The sequence below is a fragment of the Candidatus Methylomirabilota bacterium genome (assembly GCA_036005065.1).
Taxonomy (GTDB): domain Bacteria; phylum Methylomirabilota; class Methylomirabilia; order Rokubacteriales; family DASRDR01; genus DASYQW01.
Genome location: DASYQW010000004.1, coordinates 1 through 20,018 on the forward strand (window position 1 = coordinate 1; position 20,018 = coordinate 20,018).

Consider the following 20,018-nt stretch of genomic DNA (forward strand, 5'->3'; position numbering starts at 1 on the left):
GCTGACGCACCCGCCGCGTCACCTCGAGTCCCCCCAGGCTCGGCATCATGACGTCCACGACGAGGACGTCCGGCTTGAGCCGCTCGACCAGCCCGACGGCCTCCAGCCCGTCGGCCGCTTCCCCGACCACGGAGAGCTCCGGCTCGGTGTCGAGGAGCGCGCGCAGTCCCTGGCGGACCACCTGGTGGTCCTCGGCCAGCACGACGGTGATCGGGCTCATCTCCGCCGTCGTCGCTCGAGCCGCGACGCCAGCGGCAGCCCGGCCGTCACCCGTGTCCCGGCTCCGGGCGCGGACTCGATCGTGACGTGCCCGCCTAGCAGCGCCGCGCGCTCCCGCATCCCGGTCAGCCCGACCGCCTCCGGGGCCGCCACGGCCGCGGGATCGAAGCCGCGGCCGAGGTCCTCGACGTGCACCTGGAGCCCGCCCCCGTCGGTCCAGACCCACACGGTGGCCTGGTCGACGCCCGCGTGGCGCGCCACGTTGGTCAGGGCCTCCTGCACGATGCGGTAGGCCGCGGTGCCCACCTCCGGCGGAAACCGCGCCTCCAGCCCCGCGTGCTCGAACACCACGCGGATGCCGGTCTTCTCCGTGTACCGCTCGAAGTGCCAGACCAGCGCGGGGAGGAGCCCGAGATCGTCGAGCATCGCCGGCCGCAGCTCGAGGGAGAGCTCACGCACGCGCGAGATGAGGTCGTCGACCAGCTTGTGGGCTTCGTCCAGGCTGCCCGAACCGGCGCCCGGCGTCCGGGCGCTTATCTCGAGGCTCAGCTTGAGGGCCGTGAGCACCTGTCCGATCTCGTCGTGGAGCTCCCGGGCCAGGTGGCGCCGCTCGGCCTCCTGGACCTCCACCAGGCGGCGGGAGAGCGCCTGGAGTCGCTCGCGCCCGGCCCGCACCTCATCGAACATGCGGGCGCCGTGGAGGGCGACGGCCAGCGAGTCGGCCACCTCGCGGGCGATCTCGACGTCATGTGCCTGGAACGCGCCAGGGAGGCTCGCGCTGAGGTTGAGCGAGCCGATCAGCTCGCCCTGGGCGATGAGGGGGATGTTGACGTATGAGCGCACCCCCTCGGCCAGCAGATCGTCGTGGATGGGGAGCAGCCGGGGGAGGCTCAGGATGTCCTCCACGACGTGCACCGTCCCGCGGCGAAGCTCCTCGACCCCGAACACCTCCAGCGGCACGCGGGTGCCCGGGCCCACGCGGGTGGCGACATCGGTCTCGATGAAGGCGATCGTCGCGGCGTCCTCGTCTGGCTCGAAGAGGGCCACGCCCGCCCGCTGGCAGGTCAGCCGGCGCCGGATGTGACGCAGACTGGCGGCCGCGATCTCCGCCGGCGACCGGGCGAGCAGGATCGCCTGGTCGGCCTCGTGCAGGATCTCGAGCCGCTCGGCGTAATCACGTAGCGCCTCTTCCGCCCGCTTCCGAGGGGTGACGTCCTGGATCTCGGCCAGGAAGTGGAGAGGTTGGCCGGCGGCGTCGCGTAGCAGGGTGACGCTCAGGGCCGCCCACACGATGACCCCCGACCGGGAGACGTACCGCTTCTCGAGCTGGTAGGAATCCGCCTCGCCGCCCAGCATCCGGGCGTCGAGCGCGAGCTCCTGCTCCACGTCCTCAGGCGGGGTGAGCGCCTGCCAGTGCGTGGCCAGCAGCTCCTCCTCGGAATACCCGAGCATGTCGCACAGGGCGCGGTTGACGCGCAGGTAGCGGCCGTCCAGCGCCTGGAGGGCCCGGCCGAGCCGGGACTGCTCGAAGGCGGCCCGGAACCGCGCCTCGCTCTCGCGGACGGCGCGCTCGCCCCGATGGCGCTCGATGGCCGCCGCCAGCACGTTCGCGACGCTGCGGAGGAAGCTGGCCTCGTCCTCGCCGAACCGGCGGGGCCGGGACGCGAAGGCGCCGAAGACGCCGAACGGCGGCCGGCCCCGGATGACGACGGTGAGGCCGCTCGGGATGCCATGGTCCCGGAGCAGCGGCGGCGTGGTAAAGCGCGTCTCGGTGCCGAGGTCGTCCGCGATCACCGGCTCGTCGCGGAGCAGGGTGTACCCGGCCTGGGAGTCGGTCCCCGTCGCGACCGTGGCGTGCCCCACGGCGCCGGGCTTCCAGCCGAGGCCCGCCCGCAAGAGGAGGACGTCGTCGCCGGGCTGGAGCTCCAGGACGTGGCCGTACTCGACGTCGAGGGTCCGGGCCGCGAGGGCGAGGGCTTCGTTCAGCAGCGCGTCCAGGTCGGTGGATTCGAGAGCACGCCGCCCGAACTCGGCGATGGCGGCCTGCTGCTGGGCGCGGACGCGCAGCTCGACCTCGGCCCGCGTCCGCTCGGCGTAGAGCCGGCTGTTCTCGAGCGCGATGGCGGCCTGGTCGGCGAGCTTGCTCAGGATTCCCAGGTCGCGCGGCGTGAAGGGCCGCGGCGTCCGGTTGACGGCGCAGAGGAGCCCGGTGATGGCGCCGCGCAGCATCAAGGGCACCACCGCCGCGGACACGGTGCCCTCCGCGGCGGCGACCTCTGCGTAATCCTGGCTGACGCGGGTGTCCCGGAGATAATCGTCGCTCACGAAGGGCTCGCCCGTCTCCAGGACGATGCCGCCCATCCCCCGGCCCCGGCTGATGGTGAGCGAGAAGAGCGCCCGGGACCGCGCGCCGGAGGCGGTCACGACCGCGGCGCTGTCCGTGTCGGGATCGTACGGCGCCAGGAAGGTGAAGTCGCAGCCGCACAGGGCCCGCGCCCGGTCCACGATCCGCTGGAGGACCTCGTCGCGCTCCAGCGACGAGGTGATGTGGCGGGCGACCAGCTCGAGCGCGAGGGCCTCCTCGTGCTGGCGGCGAGTCTCTCCGAGCAGCCGGGATTGCGCCTCGAACAGGCGCGCGTTCTCGAGCGCCACCGCCGCCTGGTCGGCGAAGGCCTGGGCCAGGCGGATGTCGTCCTCGCCGAACACGCGGCCGGCTCGGTCGGCCACCGCGAGCGTGCCGATGGCCCGGCCCTTGACGAGCAACGGGACGGACAACCCGGCGGGAAGGGGATTCTCCTCGAACCCCGCTCGGACCTCGGGCGGGAGTCCGATCCGAGGATCGGCCAGGATGTTCGGCGTGGTGACGGCCCGGCCCTCCTGGAGGGCCAACCCGGAAAGGCCGGTCCCGCGGGGGAGGCACAGGCTGCGCCCGGCCGGGGACTGAAGCTCCTCGGCATCGCTGAGAGCCACCGCCACCAGGTCTCCGGACACCGGCTCCAGGCGGTAGAGCGTCGAAGCGAGCGCCCGGAGCAGCCGCCGGACGCTGTCCGCGATCCGCCGCGCCACCTCCTCGAGGTCCAGGGACTGGGAGATGAGCTGTCCGACCTCGGCCAGAGCCTCCGCCTCCCGCCGCTGCCGCTCGGCCTCGGCGAAGAGCCGGGTATTCTGGATGGCGATCGCCGCGTGGTCGGCCAGCCGCATGAGGATCGCCTCGTCGTCGAGGGTGAACGGGTTGCGCGAGCGATTGCTGACGTACAGCAATCCTTCCAGCCGATCCTCCATGAGGATGGGGACGACCAGCTGGGCGACCACGCCTTCCGCCGCCGACGACGCCAGGTAGTCCTTGGTGATCTGGTCGTCCCGGGCGTAGTCGTCCGTCCGGAACGGACGCCGGGTCGTGATGACTCGGCCGCCCGCACCCTTGCCACCTTCGACGCGGCCGGCCTTGTAGCCGGGCGAGCACACGCCCGCCCAGTAGCGGAGGACCACCGCCCCAGCATGGACATCCCACAGCCCGATCTCGGCCAGATCGCTCGCGCACAGCTCCCGGGCGCTGTCAGTGACCCGCTGGAGCACGACATCGAGGTCCAGGGAGGCGTTGATCTTCCGCACCAGCTCCGCCATGACCTCGGCTTCCCGCCGGCGCCGCTCGCGCTCCTCCTCGGCCTGCTTGCGCTCGGTGATGTCCAGCATCGAGCCGAGGATGCGGAGCGGGGTGCCGTCCGGGCCGCGCTGGACGTACCCCCGGTCCAGGATGGTCGCGTACGAGCCGTCGCGGCGGCGGAACCGGTACTCCCCCGTCGAGACGTCACCCCCCGCGGCAAGGACCGCCTGGTGACTCGTCGCGACGCGCTCGCGGTCCTCGGGATGGACGTGGTCGATCCACCAGGCGAAGGCCTCCTCGGTCGTCGACCCCGCCTCGGCCGGCGCATAGCCGAACACGGTCCGGAGCGCCTCGTGCCACACGGCCTCGCCCGTGACCAGGTTCCAGTCCCAGATGACGTCGTGGGTGGCCCGGGCGACCAGGAGGTAGCGCTCGGCCAGCTCGCGCAGCGCGCGGATCTCCCGGGCGGCATCGGCCTTGGGTCGTCGGCTCATCGCGTCGCCAGCCTCGATGTGCTCGGCAAAGTTGCGCTCTCTATAGTCCCCGGCCCTCCCCGTTGTCAAGGGCGGCGGCCTCGACGCCGGGCCTCGGTTGAAGGACGGCCGGGCCGGCCGCTATACTCACGCCGCCGTGGATGCGTCTCGCCGCCGCGTCGGGTCCGTCGTGGTGGCCGTGCTGGTCGGAGTCCTGCTGGCGGCGCTCGACGCCACCGTCGTCGGCACCGCGATGCCGACCATCATCGCCACCCTGGGCGGGGTGGCCCTGTACCCGTGGGTGTTCGCCGCGTACCTCTTGGCCTCCACGGCCGTGATGCCGGTCTTCGGCGGGCTGTCGGACCGTCTCGGGCGGCGGACGCCCTTCGTGGCGGCCGTCGCGATCTTCAGCGCCGGCTCGTTGCTGGCGGGTGCCGCTCCCACCATGCTGGCGCTCATCGCGGGACGCGGCCTGCAGGGGATCGGCGCCGGCGGGATCTTCTCGCTCGCGATCATCATCGTCGGGGATCTCTTCCCTGGCGCCCGACACGGCCGCATGCTGGGGCTCCTCTCGGCCGTCTGGGGTGTGGCGGCCATCACCGGCCCCATTCTGGGCGGCCTGATCGTCGACCAGTGGGGCTGGCGCTGGGTCTTCTACCTGAACCTGCCCTTCAGCGCGGCCGTGATCCTGCTCATCCTGCTCGGCTTCCGGGAGACCGCGCCGGCCGGCTTCGCCCAGGGGAGGAGGCGGCTCGACCTGGCGGGAGCCGCGCTCTTCCTCGTCGGGGTGACGGCCGTCCTGCTGGTCTTCCTCCAGCCCCGGGGCGGCGCGGGCGCCGGCCTCCTCGGCCCCGGGCGACTGATGGCGGCGGTCGTGGGGCTGGGGGCCTTGGCGGCGTTCGTCCGGGTCGAGCGGACGTCGGACGATCCGCTGGTGGCCCTCGCGCTGTTCCGCGAGGCGCCCTTCGCGGTCGGCTGCCTGGCCGGGTTCTTCGCGGGGGCGGCGATGTTCGGGGCGATCCTGCACCTCCCGCTCCTCGTCCAGTGGGGGCACGGGACGGATGCCACGACCGCCGGGCTCTCGCTGATGGCTACCAGCGGCGGCTGGGCCCTCGGCAGCTTCGCCGGTGGCCAGCTCGTGAACCGCTTCGGCTTCCGTCGGATCGCCGTCTCCGGAATGGCGGTGATGACGGCGGGCTACCTGGCCCTGGCCTGGCGGCCGCACGGGACGTTGAGGTTCCTGATAGCCGTGGCCGGCGTCCTCGGCATCGGGATGGGACTCGTCACGATCACCCTCATCGTGGCCGTCCAGAGCCTGATCCGGCTGGAGCAGCGCGGCATCGCGACCTCCGCGATGCTCTTCTTCCGGAACATCGGGGGCACGGTCGGCGTGGCGGCGATGGGCGGCATGCTGACGGCGCGGCTGGGGGTGCAGGTGGGCGAAGGCGCCGGGGCGCTCCCGCCGGCGCTGGCCGCCGCCTTCGTGGTCGAGATGGGCGCCGTGCTCTGGCTCGGCGTGGGCTCGGCGCTGCTCGGCCTCGCGGCGACGTGCTTCCTCCCGCCGGCCACGCCGCTCTCGAGGAGGCCCGGGGGGGCGATGGGATGAGGGCCGTGCTCTCGTGGCAGCGTCTCTTCCCGACCTGCCTTGCATTCGAAATAGCTGGCTACTAAAATAGCGTCATTCTCCTCGAGGAGGCATCGGTGAAAGTCGCGAACACGGTCGACTTGAAGAACCGGACCAACGAGTTGCTGCGGCAGGTCATGAAGGGTGAGTCGGTCATCATCACCTATCGCGGTAAGCCGGCGGCGTCCATCACGCCCCTGTCCGAGGAGGATCTCGAGGACTTCATCCTCGAGCACAGCCCAAAGATCCGGAGGATGATCGCCGAGGCTGAGGCGGACCGGAAGGCCGGCCGCGTCATCCCGCTGGAAGCGTATCTGGCCAAGCAGCGGGCCCGTTGACGCCCTTCCAGGTCCAGCTGACTCGGGCGGCGGTACGGGACCTGGACGCTCTCCCTCCTGCCGATCGGGACCGGATCACCGGTGACGTCGTCGCCCTGGCCGAAAACGCGATCGGACGACCTCCTCGCATCAGGCGGCTCAGGGGGCTCGCGTTTCCTGTCTATCGGCTCCGCTCCGGTGACCACCGGGTTCTGTACCGGGTCGACGGGCCGGTGGTGACGGTGATGCGGGTGGTGGACCGGCGAGACCTCGATCGGGCCATACGGTCGCTCGGGCTGGTGCGACCGGAGCGCGGCGAGCGACCCCGATGAATCACGCCGATCGAGCGGCGCGCCGACGTCCTGCTGGCGACGGGCGTCCGGCCGGCGACCGCGCCCGCGGCGGCCGAGCGCTAACCTTGCCGCTCCGCGCGTCCTTCCGGTATGATGGGGGGCCAGTCATCATTCTTCGTCGAGGGCGGGCGTCATGAACATCGCGGTGGTGGGGACGGGCTACGTCGGGCTGGTCACCGGGGCCGTTTTCGCGGACCTCGGGAACGACGTGGTCTGCGTGGACAAGGACGGCGCCAAGATCGGGATGCTCCACGCCGGGCAGATGCCGATCTACGAGCCCGGACTGGAGGAGCTGGTCCAGCGAAACGTCGCCGACGGCCGGCTCGGCTTCACGACCGACCTCTCCCAGGCCGTGCGGCGCTCGGACATCATCTTCATCGCGGTGGGCACGCCGCCCAAGGCCAGCGGCGAGTCGGACCTCTCGGCGGTCGAGGAGGTCGCGCTCGGCATCGCGCGCAGCCTGGACCGATACAAGGTCATCGTCAACAAGTCCACCGTCCCGGTAGGGACGGGTGACGTCGTCCGCGACATCATCGCCCGCAATCGTCGTCGCCCTGTCGAGTTCGACGTGGTCTCCAACCCGGAGTTCCTCCGCGAGGGCTCGGCCATCGAGGATACCCTCCGGCCGGACCGCATCGTCATCGGAGCCCCGAACCAGCAGGTGGCGATGACCCTGCTCGAGCTGTATGCCCCGCTGGAGCGGCCCATGATCATCACCGACGTGCCGTCGGCGGAGATGATCAAGTACGCGTCGAACTCGTTCCTGGCTACCAAGATCTCGTTCATCAACGCCATCGCCAACATCTGCGAGCTGGCCGGGGCGGACGTGACCCAGGTGGTCAAGGGCATGGGGCTCGATCCTCGGATCGGGTCGGCGTTCCTCCAGCCGGGGCTGGGGTACGGGGGCTCCTGCTTTCCCAAGGACACCGACTCGCTCATCCAGAACGCCTCGGCGCTCGGCTACGAGTTCCGCCTGCTCCGCTCGGTCGTCGACATCAACCGGGACCGCGCCCAGCGGTTCGTGGCGCTGATCCGGAAGGTCCTCGCCCCCCTCGACGATCGGGTGATCGCCGTCCTGGGGCTCGCCTTCAAGCCCAAGACCGACGACATGCGGGACGCGCGCAGCATCGAAGTCGTGAAGCACCTCCTGGAGGGCGGGGCGCGGGTCCGCGCGTACGATCCGGTGGCGATGGCCAATGCCAAGACCCTCCTGCCGCCCGGCGTCGAGTACTGTCAGTCCTCGTACGAAGCGGCCGAAGGGGCCGACGCGGCAGCGATCGTGACGGAGTGGAACGAGTTCAAGCTGCTGAACCTCGAGCGGCTCCGGGGCGTGATGCGCCGGCCGCTCATCTTCGACGGGCGCAACATCTACGAGCCGGAGCGCATGCGGCGGCTGGGGTTCGAGTACCACTCGATCGGCCGCCGGGCCGTTTACCCGACCTGATCGGCATGCCGCAAAGGGGTTTGACGGCCTGGCTCCACTGGATCATGTGGGGGGGAGGCAGGCCCGATCCGTTCGCCGAACGGCGAGCGGCCGGGCTTCGCCCGGAGGGCCGTCGGAGGGGGGCGTAGCCCCCCTCTGAATTTGTCGATGCGTGTCCTGGTGACCGGAGGAGCCGGCTTCATCGGCTCACACCTCTCGGAATTCCTCCTGGCCCGGGGCTGCGAGGTGGTCTGTCTCGACAACCTCCTGACCGGCTCGACCGACAACATCGACCACCTCCGCTCCGAGCGCTTCACCTTCATCAAGCACGACGTCACCACCTACATCTACGTGGCCGGCCCGCTCGACCACGTCCTCCACCTGGCGAGCCCGGCCAGCCCGGTGGACTACCAGCAGCTCCCGATCCCGACCCTGAAGGTCGGCGCGCTCGGAACCCACAAGGCCCTGGGGCTGGCCAAGGACAAGGGGGCCCGGTTCCTGCTGGCCTCGACCTCCGAGGTCTACGGCGATCCCCTCGTGCATCCCCAGCGGGAGGACTACTGGGGCAACGTGAACCCGGTCGGGCCGCGAGGCGTCTACGACGAGGCCAAGCGCTTCGCCGAGGCCATGACCATGGCCTACCACCGCTACCACGGGCTCGACACCCGCATCGTGCGGATTTTCAATTCGTACGGCGAGCGGATGCGGATGAACGACGGCCGGGCGATCCCGAACTTCATCCGGCAGGCGCTGACCGGTGAGTCCGTGACCGTCTACGGCGACGGGTCCCAGACGCGCTCGTTCATGTACATCTCGGACCTGGTCGAGGGGATCTGGCGCCTCATGCACGCCGACTACCACGAGCCGGTGAACCTCGGGAACCCCCGCGAGATGACGCTCGGCGAGCTGGCCAAGCGCATCCTCAGGCTCACCGGGAGCTCGAGCCCGATGGTGTACATGCCGCTGCCCCAGGACGATCCGCGGGTGCGTCAGCCCGACATCACCAGGGCCCGCACGCTGCTGGGCTGGGAGCCGCGCGTGGACGTGGACGAGGGACTCGCCAAGACGATCGAGTGGTTCCGGGCGGCCCTGGCCAGGGCGCCCGCGCCACCATCGGGGCCGCGGGGCCGCTGAGGCCGGCTGGACCCCGGGAGGAGTTCCATGATCGACGAAGAGCTCAAGGCCATCCTGGCCTGTCCCGCCTGCAAGGGTGACCTCCTCTTCGAGGAGACCCGCATCATCTGCCCGGCCTGTCGGAAGGCCTATCCGATTCGAGACGACATCCCCGTGATGCTGATCTCGGAGGCCGAGGACTGGACGCCGCCCCCGGGGAGCCCCGGAGGCGGCCCGCGCTAAGCATGGCGCTGCAAGCCGTGATCCTGGCGGGTGGCATGGGCACCCGCCTGCGTCCCCTCACCCTCCATCGCCCCAAGCCGATCGTCCCGTTGTTGAACGTGCCGTTCCTCCATCATCAGCTCGCGCTGCTGGCGGCCCACGGCGTTCGCGACGTGATCCTGTCCGTGTCCCACATGCCGGAGGCGATCCGGAGCGTCATGGGCGACGGGAGCGGGGCCGGCGTGCAGCTCCGGTATGTCGTGGAGGAGGAGCCCCTCGGCACCGCCGGCGGGGTGCGGAACGCCGCCGACCTCGTGAGCGGGCGCGTCGTCGTCCTGAACGGCGACGTCCTGACCGACGTCGACCTCGGCGCCATGCTGGCCGCTCACGAGACCCGGCGGGCCCGGGCCAGCATCTACCTGACGCCGGTGGAGAACCCGACCGCCTACGGCCTGGTCGAGCTGGAGAAGGACGGGCGGGTCCACCGCTTCCTGGAGAAGCCCGGCTGGGACGAGGTGACGACCAACACCATCAACGCCGGGATCTACGTCCTGGAACGGGACCTGCTCGACTGGATCCCCAAAGGGCAGCCCTTCTCGATGGAGCGCGAGTTCTTCCCGCTGCTCCTCGAGCGCGGCGTGAGCTTCTACGGCTTCGTGCCGCGGGCCTACTGGCTGGACATCGGCACCGTTCCCAAGTACCTGCAGGGCCATCAGGACCTCCTGGACCGGCTGGTGCAGACACACGTGACGATGCCGGGGCGCCGCGTCCAGGAGGGGTGGATCGACCCCAGCGCGGAGCTCCACTCGACGGTACGGCTGCGGGCGCCGGTGGTGATCGGCCCGGGCTGCCGGCTGGACGCGGAGGTGGTGCTCGGTCCCGGGGCCGTCCTGGGATCCGGGTGCCGGCTCGGTCCCGGCGTGCACCTCGAGACCGCCGTCCTCTGGGAGGAGATCGAGATCGGCGCCGGCGCCCGCCTCCAGGGGTGCCTGGTGGGACGAGGCAGCCGGATCGGCGCCCATGCCGAGATCGGCGCGGGGTCGGTCCTCGGCGACGGATCGCTGCTCGCGGACTACTCGCGCCTGGCCGTCACCTCGTGACCGCCGCCATCAAGTTCGGCACGGACGGCTGGCGAGGCGTCATCGCCGACGACTTCACGGACGCGCGGGCGGCGATGGTCGTGCAGGCCGCGGCCGAGGCCTGGGCCGAGGAGGCCCGGGCGGCGGAGAGGGGAGCCGGAGCGCCGCGATCCCCGGCCCGGCCGATCGTGGTCGGGTACGACACCCGCTTCAACTCCCGCGCGGTCGCCGAGCAGGCCGCCGACATCCTGGCCGCCAACGGCTGGCCCGTGCTCCTGTCCGATCGCGCGGTCCCGACCCCGCTGGTCTCGTTCGCCGTCGTGGCGCGCGGGGCGGCCGGCGGTCTCGTCGTCACGGCCAGCCACAACCCGGCCCGCTTCAACGGCATCAAGCTCAAGGCGCCGTTCGGCGGCTCCGTCTCCCCGGAGTTCACGGCCACGGTCGAAGCCGCGCTCGGGCGGAGCGCGCCGCGGCTGACCGGGGCGGCAGACCGCGGGCGCGTGGAGCGCGTCGATCTCGTGCCCGCCTACCTCGAGCGGCTCCGAAGCCGCGTGCTGGCCGACCGGCGGCCGCCCCGCCCCCTTCGGATCGTGGCCGACGCGCTTCACGGCGCCACCGACGGACTCCTCCGCGCCCTGGTGCCCCCGGGCTGGGGTGAGGTGCGCGTCCTCCACGAGGCGCCGGACCCGCTGTTCGGGGGCCTTCACCCGGAGCCCATCCCGCCGCACGTCGACGCGCTGGCCGCCGAGGTCCGCGGGAGCCGCGCCGACATCGGCCTCGCCATGGACGGCGACGGCGACCGGCTCGGCGTCGTGGCGCCCGACGGCCGCTGGGTCTCGCCCCACGCGGTGCTGGCCCTGCTCACGCGTCACCTCGTCCGGGTACGCGGCTGGCGCGGTGAGGTGGTCAAGGGCTTCGCCGTCGGCGTCCAGGTGGATCGTGTCTGCGCGCGTCTCGGCCTCCAGCTCCACGTGACCCCGATCGGCTTCAAGCACATCGCGACCCTCATGCAGAGCCGCGACATCCTCCTCGGGGGCGAGGAGTCCGGCGGCGTGGGGTTCCGTGACCATCTGCCCGAGCGGGACGGGCTCCTGAGCGCGCTCCTGGTCCTGGAGGCGGTCGTCGCCTCGGACGGCGGTCTGGACAGCCTCCTCCGAAGCCTGGAGGCCGAGGCCGGCCCCGCCGTCTATCGGCGCCGCGACTACGCGCTTCACCCGGAGATCGGCCGCCGGCTCGTGGCCCGGCTCGACGCCGCGCCACCCGAGCGCTTCGGGACTCGGCGCGTGACGCGGGTGGAAGCGCTGGACGGCCGGAAATACTGGCTGGACGACGGGGCCTGGGTGCTGGTGCGGGCCTCGGGGACCGAGCCTCTCCTCCGGATCTACATCGAGGGCCCGACCGAGACCGAGGTGGACGACCTTCACGCCGAGGCGCAGAGGCTGGTGGAGCGGGAGACCAAGGAGGCGGATCCCGCCTGACCGGCGCGGCGCGCCCGGGGGCCGGCCAAGTGGCTGGCCGAGCGGGCGAAACCTTGGTCGCCGACGGGTCCGGCCTCTCAGGCGATCGCGCCCCGTCCGGCCAGCCGTGATATCCTCAGTGAGGCGAGGCTTTCACGCGGACCCGCCGGCCGATGCGGCGGTGGACGACCTCCGGGCGGAGGGCGTAGACGCGCCGTGGAGCGGCCGACGAGGGATGCCAGAACCACATGACGCGACCATGGTCTCGGAGGGGGCCGTCGAGACCCCCTCCGAAGAGTTAGGGGCTCGGCCGTACCCGTGAGCCTCGACCTCATCCGCAACTTCTCCATCATCGCGCACATCGACCACGGCAAGTCCACGCTCGCCGACCGGCTGCTCGAGCTGACGGGGAGCCTCGACCCGCGGAAGACGGTGGACCAGGTGCTCGATTCGATGGATCTCGAGCGCGAGCGCGGGATCACCATCAAGGCCCACACGGTGCGCCTGCTCTACCAGGCCCGCGACGGGAACCAGTACACGCTGAACCTCATCGACACCCCGGGACACGTGGACTTCTCCTACGAGGTCTCCCGCAGCCTGGCCGCGTGCGATGGCGCCATCCTGGTGGTCGACGCCGCCCAGGGAGTCGAGGCCCAGACACTGGCGAACTACTACCTGGCGCTGGAGTCGAACCTCACCATCATCCCGGTGGTGAACAAGATCGACCTGCCGCAGGCCGACATCGAGGGCACCAAGCAGCAGCTCGCCGACGTGCTGGGGCTCGATCCCGACGAGGCGCTCCTGATCAGCGCCAAGGCGGGGACCGGGGTGCCGGAGGTGCTCGAAGCCGTGGTGCAGCGCATCCCGCCGCCGGCCGGCGACCCGAACGGTCCGCTCCGGGCGCTGGTCTTCGACTCGTTCTACGACCCCTACCAGGGCGTCGTGGTCTACGTGCGCCTGCTCGACGGCCGCGTCTCGCCCGGCATGAAGATCCTGCTGATGTCGAACGGTCGCGTGTACGAGGTGCAGCAGGTCGGCGTCTTCACCCCGCGGATGGTGCGCGTCGACGAGCTCACGTCGGGGCAGGTCGGCTTCATCACCGCCGGCATCAAGCGGGTGGCGGACTCCCGGGTCGGCGAGACCATCACCGAGGCGGCCAACCCGACCCCGGCGGCGCTCCCGGGCTTCCGCGAGGCCAAGCCCATGGTCTTCTCCGGACTCTACCCGGTGGAAGACACCGCGTATCAGGCGCTGCGGGACGCCCTCGAGAAGCTCCGGCTGAACGACTCCGCCTTCAGCTTCGAGCCCGAGTCTTCCATCGCGCTCGGGTTCGGGTTCCGGTGCGGCTTCCTCGGGCTGCTCCACATGGAGATCATCCAGGAGCGGCTCGAGCGCGAGTTCGGCCTGACGCTGATCGCCACCGCGCCCTCGGTCCGGTACCGGGTCGTCACCGTCCGGGGCGAGACCCTCGAGATCGAAAACCCCGCCAAGCTGCCGCCCGCCGGGGACATCCAGGAGATCCAGGAGCCATATGTCCGCGGCTCCGTCTTCGTCCCGACCGAGTTCATGGGACCGGTCTACAAGCTGGCCCAGGACGCCCGGGGGGAACACCGGGCGATCGAGCACATCGGCCCCCGCGTCCACCTCGTCTTCGAGTTCCCCCTGGCCGAGATCATCGTCGACTTCTACGACAGGCTGAAGTCGCTCTCCCGGGGATATGCCTCCTTCGACTACGACTTCGCCGAGTTCCGGGCGTCGGACCTCGTCAAGCTCGACATCCTCCTCAACGGGGACCCCGTCGATGCCCTGTCGGTGATCGTCCACCGGGACAAGGCCTACGAGCGGGGTAAGCTCCTGGCCGAGAAGCTCAAGGGCGTGATCCCGCGGCAGCTCTTCGAGGTGGTCATCCAGGCGGCCATCGGCAGCCGCGTCATCGCCCGGGAGTCGGTGCGCCCGCTCAAGAAGAACGTCACGGCCAAGTGCTACGGCGGCGACATCACCCGGAAACGCAAGCTTCTGGAACGCCAGAAGGAAGGCAAGAAGCGGATGAAGCAGCTCGGTCGCGTGGAGATCCCCCAAGAGGCGTTTCTCTCCGTCCTCCGGTCCTGAGGCCCATGACGCGACCGATCAATCACACCGAGCCAGAGACGGTCTCCGAGCCGGTGATGCGCGTCCGGCGGAAGTCCGTGGTCCGGGAGTACGTCGAGGCGATCCTGATCGCCGTCCTCCTGGCGCTCCTGATCCGGACCTTCGTGGTCCAGGCCTTCAAGATCCCGTCGGGCTCGATGATTCCGACCCTGCTGGTGGGCGACCACATCCTGGTCAACAAGTTCATCTACCGTTTCCGCGACCCGGCGCGCGGCGACGTCATCGTCTTCAAGTACCCGGTCGAGGAGCACCGCGACTTCATCAAGCGGGTGATCGGCGTCGGCGGCGAGGATGTCTACATCAAGGACCGGCAGGTCTTCATCAATTGCCAGCCGGTCGAGCCCACGTGCCAGGCCATCCGGGAACCCTGGGCCTACTACGAGGACCGGATGGGCCTCGGCGGGGAGACCTTCGGGCCGGTCCACGTTCCGGCCGGCTCGTACTTCGTGATGGGCGACAACCGGAACAACAGCCAGGACAGCCGATACTGGGGCTTCGTCAAGGGCGAGAAGATCAAGGGGCGGGCCTTCATCATCTACTGGTCCTGGGACGGTGACCGCGAGGACAAGGCCCTGTGGGAGCGCGTGCGGTGGGGGCGGCTGGGTCGGCTGATTTATTAGTTCCTCGGGGGGGTCTTCCGAGACCCCCCCGATGCCCCCCCTCGGTTGCGGCGGCACAGCCGCCGCTCGGAGCGCCCCGATTCGAACGCGCGGACGGTCCAACCGGCGCGGGGTCTCTGGGCGTCCGGGACGACGCCGTCGAGGCCCCCTCCGATGAACTGGTCGAGGTACCGGAGCTCGAGGGCGGCCCCCGCGGCGCGCGCTACGGCGTCTACGTTCACTGCCTGTTCTGCCGGAGCCGCTGCCCCTACTGCGACTTCAACATCGCCATCTACCGCGAGGACCGGCTCCGCCCGTTCCTGACGGCGCTCCAGGGCGAGCTCGCGCGGTACGCGGCCCTCACCTGGGCGGGCCGGGTGCCGGCCGTGAGCCTCTTCTTCGGCGGCGGCACGCCGTCGCTGTTCCCTCCCGAGGAGATCGGCGAGCTGATCCGGGCCGCCCGCCGGGGCCTCGGGCTCCTCGGGCACGCCGAGGTCACCCTGGAGGCGAACCCCGAGGGCCTCGACGCGGCGCGGCTCGCGGCGTTCCGGGCGGCCGGGGTGACGCGGCTGTCGCTCGGGGTCCAGGCCCTCGACGATGCGCTCCTCCACCGTCTCGGTCGCGAGCACTCGGCCGAGACCGCCCGGCGCGCGTTCGCGGCGGCCCGCGCCGCCGGCTTCGACAACGTCAGCGTGGACCTCCTCTACGCGTGCCCGGGTCAGGACCTCGCCGCGTGGCGGAGGACGCTCGACGCCGTCCTCGCCTGGCGGCCCGAGCACCTGTCCGCCTACGCGCTGACGCTCGAGCCCGGCACCGCCTTCGGCCGGCGTCCGCCCGCCGACCTGCCGGATGAGGCTTCCGTGGTCGCCCAGTTCGAGGTGCTCTGCGAGCGCGCCGCCGTGGCCGGGCTCGATCGCTACGAGATCTCGAACTTCGCGCGCCCGGGGTTCCACTCGCGCCACAACCTCCTCTACTGGCGCCGCGAGGAGTACCTGGGGCTCGGTCCCGGGGCCCATGCCGCGCTGGGGGCGGCCCGGTTCGGGAACCTGCGCGCCCACACCCGCTACCGGGCGGCCGTCGCCGCCGGCCGCTGGCCCATCGAGTGGCGGGAGGCGCTCACCCCGACCCAGATCCGGGGAGAACAGATCATCCTCGGGCTGCGCCTCACCGAGGGGATCCCGCAGGCCTGGCTCGCGGCGCACTTCGCCGAAGAGCCGGAGCGTCTCGCGCGCGTCCTCGACCGCCACCTCGCCGCCGGCGTCCTCGAGGCGCGGGAGGGGCGGCTGTCGCTCACGTCCCGAGGCGTCCTGCTGTCGGACACGGTCTTCGCCGATCTCCTCTGACGTGGAACTCGGAGCGGGCTGCGCCCCTTCTCCGAGAGGAGAATGCCGCGCCCCCCGGGCCGCTCGGACGCGGGCTCCGAGTTCCGCATGCGAGCCGGGAAGCTTGACAACTCCGCGCCGTGGTTGGATATTTAGGGTGGAACCGGGTGATTCTGTCAGACCACGCGGAGGCCGCGTTGAACTGGGATGACCTTGGAGAGCGGGGCCGGCAGGTCCTGCAGGCTGTCATCTTCGAATACATCGTGACCGCGGAGCCGGTGGGCTCGCGCCAGGTGGCGAAGAAGTATGCCCTGGGGCTCTCGCCGGCCACCATCCGCAACACGATGGCCGACCTCGAGGAGCTCGGCTACCTCACCCACCCCCACACCTCGGCCGGCCGGGTCCCGACGGACAAGGCGTACCGCTTCTACGTCGACTCGCTCACGGGCTCGACCCAGATCGGCCGGCCCGAGGCGCTCCGGCTCCAGCGCCAGGTGTCGGGACCGGCCCGGACCGAGATCGACGACCTGATGGAGTCGACCTCCGCCCAGCTCTCGGCCCTCTCGCACTACGCCGCGGTGATCCTGGCGCCGCCGCTCCGGCAGACTCGGCTCGAGCGAATCGACCTCATCCCCGTCGCCGGCGACCGGGCGCTCCTCGTGCTGGCGACGGAGACCGGCTGGGGGACGAGCCGCATCCTCACGCTGGACGAGCGGGTGTCGCCGGCCGAGCTGCGGGAGGTGGCCCGCGTCCTGACGGAGCGCTACGGGGGCCTGAGCTTCCAGGAGATCCGGGACCGACTCGGGGACACCGGCGTGCCGGTCGATCAGGACCGGATCTCGCGGCTCGCGGCCGTCCTCGAGCGGAAGGCTTTCGCCTCGCTCTGGGACCGGAACCTCTACTACCACGGCGCGATGAACATCCTGGATCAGCCGGAGTTCGCCGACATCGGGGCGATGAAGGCCGTCCTCCGGGCCTTCGAAGAGAAGCGGCAGCTCATCGAGCTTCTCACCGCCCGCGCGGCGAGCCCGGAAGGGGTCCAGGTGGTGATCGGCTCCGAGATGCCGTATCAGGAGATGCAGGAGACGAGCCTGGTGGCGGCGTCCTACAAGTACGGCGATCGCGTGCTCGGCGTCCTCGGGGTGGTCGGCCCGCGCCGGATGCCATACGCCAAGATCGTCCCGCTCGTCGACTATACCGCGCGGCTCGTGTCGCGGCGCCTCAGCCGGATGACGCGACCCGAGCCGCCCGCCTAGAGTTCAGCATGGTCGAAGACCGCTGGGGAACCCCCGAGGAACCGAGCGCTGCGCCCCGAGACGCGGACGACGTGCTGGCGGGGGAGGCCGCGAGCTCCACCGACGGGGCCCTCGAGATCCTCCGAGCCCAGGCCGAGGCCAAGGCGCGCGAGGCGGCCGAGGCGCAGGACCGCTACGTGCGCGCGCTGGCCGACTTCGACAACTACAAGAAGCGCATCGGGCGCGAGCGGGACGAGTGGAGGCGACAGGCGCAGGAGCAGATCGTCCGCGAGATCCTGCCCGTCCTGGACAACTTCGACCGGGCGCTCTCCGCCGAGCCCGGATCCGACGGCGAGCGCGGATTCCGGGCCGGGGTGGAGCTGATCCACCGGGATTTCCTCAAGGCTCTCGAGCGTGTCGGCGTCCGGCCGTTCAGCGCCGTCGGAGAGTTCTTCGATCCCCAGCGCCACGAGGCGGTCGCCCGCGTCGAGCGGAGCGATGTCGCGGACCAGACCATCGTGAAAGAGGTGCTGCGCGGCTATCTGTTCCACGACCGCGTGCTCCGCCCGGCCCAGGTGGTGGTCGCGGTCGAGCCTCCGCCCCCTCCGGACCGCCGCGGGGTCCATCCCTGACCCGGGTCACCGGGCGGCTCTCGGCGCGCTGACGCTCGCATGGCCAGGCACGATTACTACGAAGTCCTCGGGATCTCGCGCACCGCGGACGACGCCGAGATCAAGAAGGCCTTCCGCCAGCTCGCCATGAAGCATCACCCCGACCGCAATCCCGGCGACAAGGCCGCCGAGGAGCGCTTCAAGGCGATCAACGAAGCCTACGCGATCCTCTCGGACCCCGACCGCCGGGCCCAGTACGACCGCTTCGGGCGCGTGGACCTGCCGCCGGGCGGCATCGACCTCGGCGGATTCGGGGATCTCTTCGAGGACATCTTCGAGGGGTTCTTCAGCGGCGGCGCCGGCCGTGCCGGATCGCGGAGCCGCGCGCGGCGCGGGGACGACCTCCGCTACGACCTCGAGATCACGCTCGAGGACGCCGCCAAGGGTCTGGAGACGCGGCTGCAGATCCCGCGCCTGGAGGGCTGCGAGGCCTGCAAGGGCTCCGGCCTGGAGCCGGGATCGAAGCGGGTTCCCTGCCCGACCTGCAAGGGGCGGGGCCAGCTGCGGTATCAGCAGGGCTTTCTCACCGTCGCCCGCGCCTGCCCCCACTGCAGCGGCGAGGGGCAGATCAACCGGAACCCTTGCAAGACGTGCGCGGGCGAAGGGCGCGTCGCCCACGAGCGGACGCTTCGGGTCCGCATCCCGGCCGGCGTGGAGGACGGGACCCAGCTCCGGCTGACCGGTGAGGGCGAGGGCGGCCTCCGCGGAGGACCAGCCGGCGACCTGTACGTCGTCGTCCACGTGCGCGAGCACGCCTTCTTCGCCCGGCACGGGAGCGACCTCGTCTGCAATCTTCCCCTGACCTTCCCCCAGGCCGCTCTGGGCGCGGTGGTGGACGTGCCCGTGCTCGAGGGAACCGCGAAGCTCGAGGTGCCGCCCGGCACGCAGAACGGCGAGGTCGTGCGGCTTCGAGGAAAGGGCATGCCCGCCCTCCACGGGCGGGGCCGCGGGGACGCCTGCTACCGCGTCATCGTCGAGGTCCCGACCAAGCTCACCCCCCGCCAGAAGGAGCTGCTCGAGGAGTTCGAGCGCGGGACGACCCCGGCCGAGCAGGGTCCGCTGGTCGGGGGCTTCCTGGACTCGCTGAAGAAGCTCCTCGGCGGCTGAGCCGCCGCCCGCGTAGAGCCATGCGGCGCTTTCTCATATATCGACTGGTACGCGCCGTCGTGGTTCTGTGGGGAGTGACGACGGTGGTGTTCGTGGTCGCGGGTCTGTCTGGTGATCCCGTCACGCTACTCGTGCCGCTCGATACGCCGGTGGCCGAGATCGAGCGACTTCGACATGAGCTGGGGCTGGACGCGCCGATCAGCACGCAGTACCTGAGGTTCCTGTCGGAGGTCTCGCGCGGCGATTTTGGGCGCTCGATCCGCTATGGTGAGCCCGTGATGGGCCTCGTCCTGGAGCGTCTCGGCCCGACTCTCGAATTGGCGACGGCCTCGCTCTTACTGGCCATCTCCGTGGCGATTCCAGTCGGCGTGTTCAGCGTGCTGAAGCCCAACAGCCTGTACGATCGGGCGGCGATGGCGGTGACGCTGCTGGGGCAGAGTACGCCCACCTTCCTCGCCGGAATCCTGCTGATTCTGGTGTTCTCGGTGCAGCTGCGACTGCTGCCGAGTGGCGGTCGGGGGCGGTGGCTGGACTTGGTGCTCCCGGCCGCCACGCTGGGCGCCTGGGCCATGGCGAGCATTGCCCGGTTGACTCGGACGGCCATGCTCGAGGTGATCCACAAGGATTACATCCGTACGGCGCGCGCCAAGGGCCTGGGGGAATCGGCCATTCTGGTTCGCCACGCCCTGAAGAATGCGGCGATCCCGCTCGTTACCATCGTCGGGCTTCAGCTCGGGGCGTTGCTCGCCGGCGCCGTGGTGGTCGAAACGGTTTTCTCGTGGCCCGGCATGGGCCGGCTGATGATCCAAGCGATCGGAGCACGCGACTATCCGGTCGTCCAGGCCGGTGTGTTCCTCGTCGCCGCGGGATTCGTGGTGGTCAATTTTCTGGTCGATCTGAGTTACGCGGCAAACTCCATGGTGGACTTCCGACGGGACAACCTCTCGTTCGGCTCGTAGGGGAGCGCGATCGGGGGCGGCCCATCCGGTTCGCCGGGTCGAGGTCGACTTCTTGACGATGACCGCGGGGAACGTGCGGGCCGGCTGCCGAAG

General features: G+C 70.9%; 17 protein-coding genes. 15 read left to right on the forward strand and 2 right to left on the reverse strand.

Annotated elements, in window-relative coordinates:
- Nucleotides 1-220 (reverse strand): response regulator transcription factor (locus tag VGW35_00115; GenBank protein ID HEV8306041.1); only part of this gene is annotated, 220 nt, incomplete at its 3' end.
- A complete protein-coding gene (locus tag VGW35_00120; GenBank protein HEV8306042.1) occupies nt 217-4,317 on the reverse strand; it encodes a GAF domain-containing protein in 4,101 nt (1,366 codons plus the stop codon). The genes VGW35_00115 and VGW35_00120, both read right to left, overlap by 4 nt.
- A gap of 97 nt (nt 4,318-4,414) precedes the next feature.
- Between VGW35_00120 and VGW35_00125 the strand changes: the two genes are divergently transcribed.
- The 15 genes from VGW35_00125 to VGW35_00195 all read left to right on the forward strand — a co-directional run bounded on the left by VGW35_00125 (nt 4,415) and on the right by VGW35_00195 (nt 19,925).
- On the forward strand, nt 4,415-5,902 hold the full coding sequence (locus tag VGW35_00125; GenBank protein HEV8306043.1) for an MFS transporter: 1,488 nt from the start codon (nt 4,415-4,417) through the stop codon (nt 5,900-5,902).
- Between the two features lie 95 nt (nt 5,903-5,997).
- The gene (locus VGW35_00130; GenBank protein HEV8306044.1) at nt 5,998-6,258 is read left to right on the forward strand and encodes a type II toxin-antitoxin system prevent-host-death family antitoxin; all 261 of its coding nucleotides are present in this window, start codon (nt 5,998-6,000) and stop codon (nt 6,256-6,258) included.
- Nucleotides 6,255-6,569, forward strand: a complete 315-nt coding sequence (locus VGW35_00135) for a type II toxin-antitoxin system RelE/ParE family toxin (GenBank protein ID HEV8306045.1) — start codon at nt 6,255-6,257, stop codon at nt 6,567-6,569. The genes VGW35_00130 and VGW35_00135 overlap by 4 nt, the downstream gene beginning before the upstream one ends.
- 154 nt (nt 6,570-6,723) lie before the next feature.
- A complete protein-coding gene (locus tag VGW35_00140) occupies nt 6,724-8,034 on the forward strand; it encodes a UDP-glucose/GDP-mannose dehydrogenase family protein (protein HEV8306046.1) in 1,311 nt (436 codons plus the stop codon).
- Nucleotides 8,035-8,181: 147 nt separating this feature from the next.
- Nucleotides 8,182-9,147, forward strand: coding sequence for a UDP-glucuronic acid decarboxylase family protein (locus VGW35_00145; GenBank protein ID HEV8306047.1), 966 nt, complete (start codon nt 8,182-8,184; stop codon nt 9,145-9,147).
- Nucleotides 9,148-9,177: 30 nt separating this feature from the next.
- Complete coding sequence (locus VGW35_00150) at nt 9,178-9,369, forward strand: Trm112 family protein (GenBank protein ID HEV8306048.1); 192 nt, start codon at nt 9,178-9,180, stop codon at nt 9,367-9,369.
- Nucleotides 9,370-9,371: 2 nt separating this feature from the next.
- Nucleotides 9,372-10,448: an NDP-sugar synthase gene (locus VGW35_00155; GenBank protein HEV8306049.1), complete on the forward strand. Its 1,077-nt coding sequence runs from the start codon at nt 9,372-9,374 to the stop codon at nt 10,446-10,448.
- Entirely contained in the window at nt 10,445-11,905 is a 1,461-nt protein-coding gene (locus VGW35_00160) for a phosphoglucomutase/phosphomannomutase family protein (GenBank protein ID HEV8306050.1), read from the forward strand. Before VGW35_00155 ends, VGW35_00160 begins: the two co-directional genes overlap by 4 nt.
- Nucleotides 11,906-12,202: 297 nt before the next feature.
- Nucleotides 12,203-13,993, forward strand: a complete 1,791-nt coding sequence (gene lepA, locus VGW35_00165; GenBank protein ID HEV8306051.1) for a translation elongation factor 4 — start codon at nt 12,203-12,205, stop codon at nt 13,991-13,993.
- A 5-nt stretch (nt 13,994-13,998) separates the two neighbouring features.
- Nucleotides 13,999-14,652 (forward strand): signal peptidase I, encoded by a 654-nt coding sequence (gene lepB, locus VGW35_00170; protein HEV8306052.1) that lies wholly within the window; start codon nt 13,999-14,001, stop codon nt 14,650-14,652.
- On the forward strand, nt 14,622-15,974 hold the full coding sequence (hemW, locus tag VGW35_00175) for a radical SAM family heme chaperone HemW (GenBank protein HEV8306053.1): 1,353 nt from the start codon (nt 14,622-14,624) through the stop codon (nt 15,972-15,974). The genes lepB and hemW overlap by 31 nt, the downstream gene beginning before the upstream one ends.
- Before the next feature lie 176 nt (nt 15,975-16,150).
- A complete protein-coding gene (gene hrcA / locus VGW35_00180; GenBank protein ID HEV8306054.1) occupies nt 16,151-17,209 on the forward strand; it encodes a heat-inducible transcriptional repressor HrcA in 1,059 nt (352 codons plus the stop codon).
- Nucleotides 17,210-17,217: 8 nt separating this feature from the next.
- On the forward strand, nt 17,218-17,820 hold the full coding sequence (gene grpE, locus VGW35_00185) for a nucleotide exchange factor GrpE (protein HEV8306055.1): 603 nt from the start codon (nt 17,218-17,220) through the stop codon (nt 17,818-17,820).
- Between the two features lie 39 nt (nt 17,821-17,859).
- Entirely contained in the window at nt 17,860-18,966 is a 1,107-nt protein-coding gene (gene dnaJ / locus VGW35_00190) for a molecular chaperone DnaJ (protein ID HEV8306056.1), read from the forward strand.
- Nucleotides 18,967-18,986: 20 nt separating this feature from the next.
- A complete protein-coding gene (locus VGW35_00195) occupies nt 18,987-19,925 on the forward strand; it encodes an ABC transporter permease (protein ID HEV8306057.1) in 939 nt (312 codons plus the stop codon).
- Nucleotides 19,926-20,018: the final 93 nt, after the last annotated feature.

Coding starts and splice junctions, on each gene's coding strand:
- VGW35_00140 (HEV8306046.1), top strand. CDS start 6,724: ATGAACATCGCGGTGGTGGGGACGGGCTACGTCGGGCTGGTCACCGGG.
- VGW35_00145 (HEV8306047.1), top strand. CDS start 8,182: ATGCGTGTCCTGGTGACCGGAGGAGCCGGCTTCATCGGCTCACACCTC.
- VGW35_00195 (HEV8306057.1), top strand. CDS start 18,987: ATGCGGCGCTTTCTCATATATCGACTGGTACGCGCCGTCGTGGTTCTG.
- lepB (HEV8306052.1), top strand. CDS start 13,999: ATGACGCGACCGATCAATCACACCGAGCCAGAGACGGTCTCCGAGCCG.
- VGW35_00155 (HEV8306049.1), top strand. CDS start 9,372: ATGGCGCTGCAAGCCGTGATCCTGGCGGGTGGCATGGGCACCCGCCTG.
- dnaJ (HEV8306056.1), top strand. CDS start 17,860: ATGGCCAGGCACGATTACTACGAAGTCCTCGGGATCTCGCGCACCGCG.
- VGW35_00120 (HEV8306042.1), bottom strand. CDS start 4,317: ATGAGCCGACGACCCAAGGCCGATGCCGCCCGGGAGATCCGCGCGCTG.
- grpE (HEV8306055.1), top strand. CDS start 17,218: ATGGTCGAAGACCGCTGGGGAACCCCCGAGGAACCGAGCGCTGCGCCC.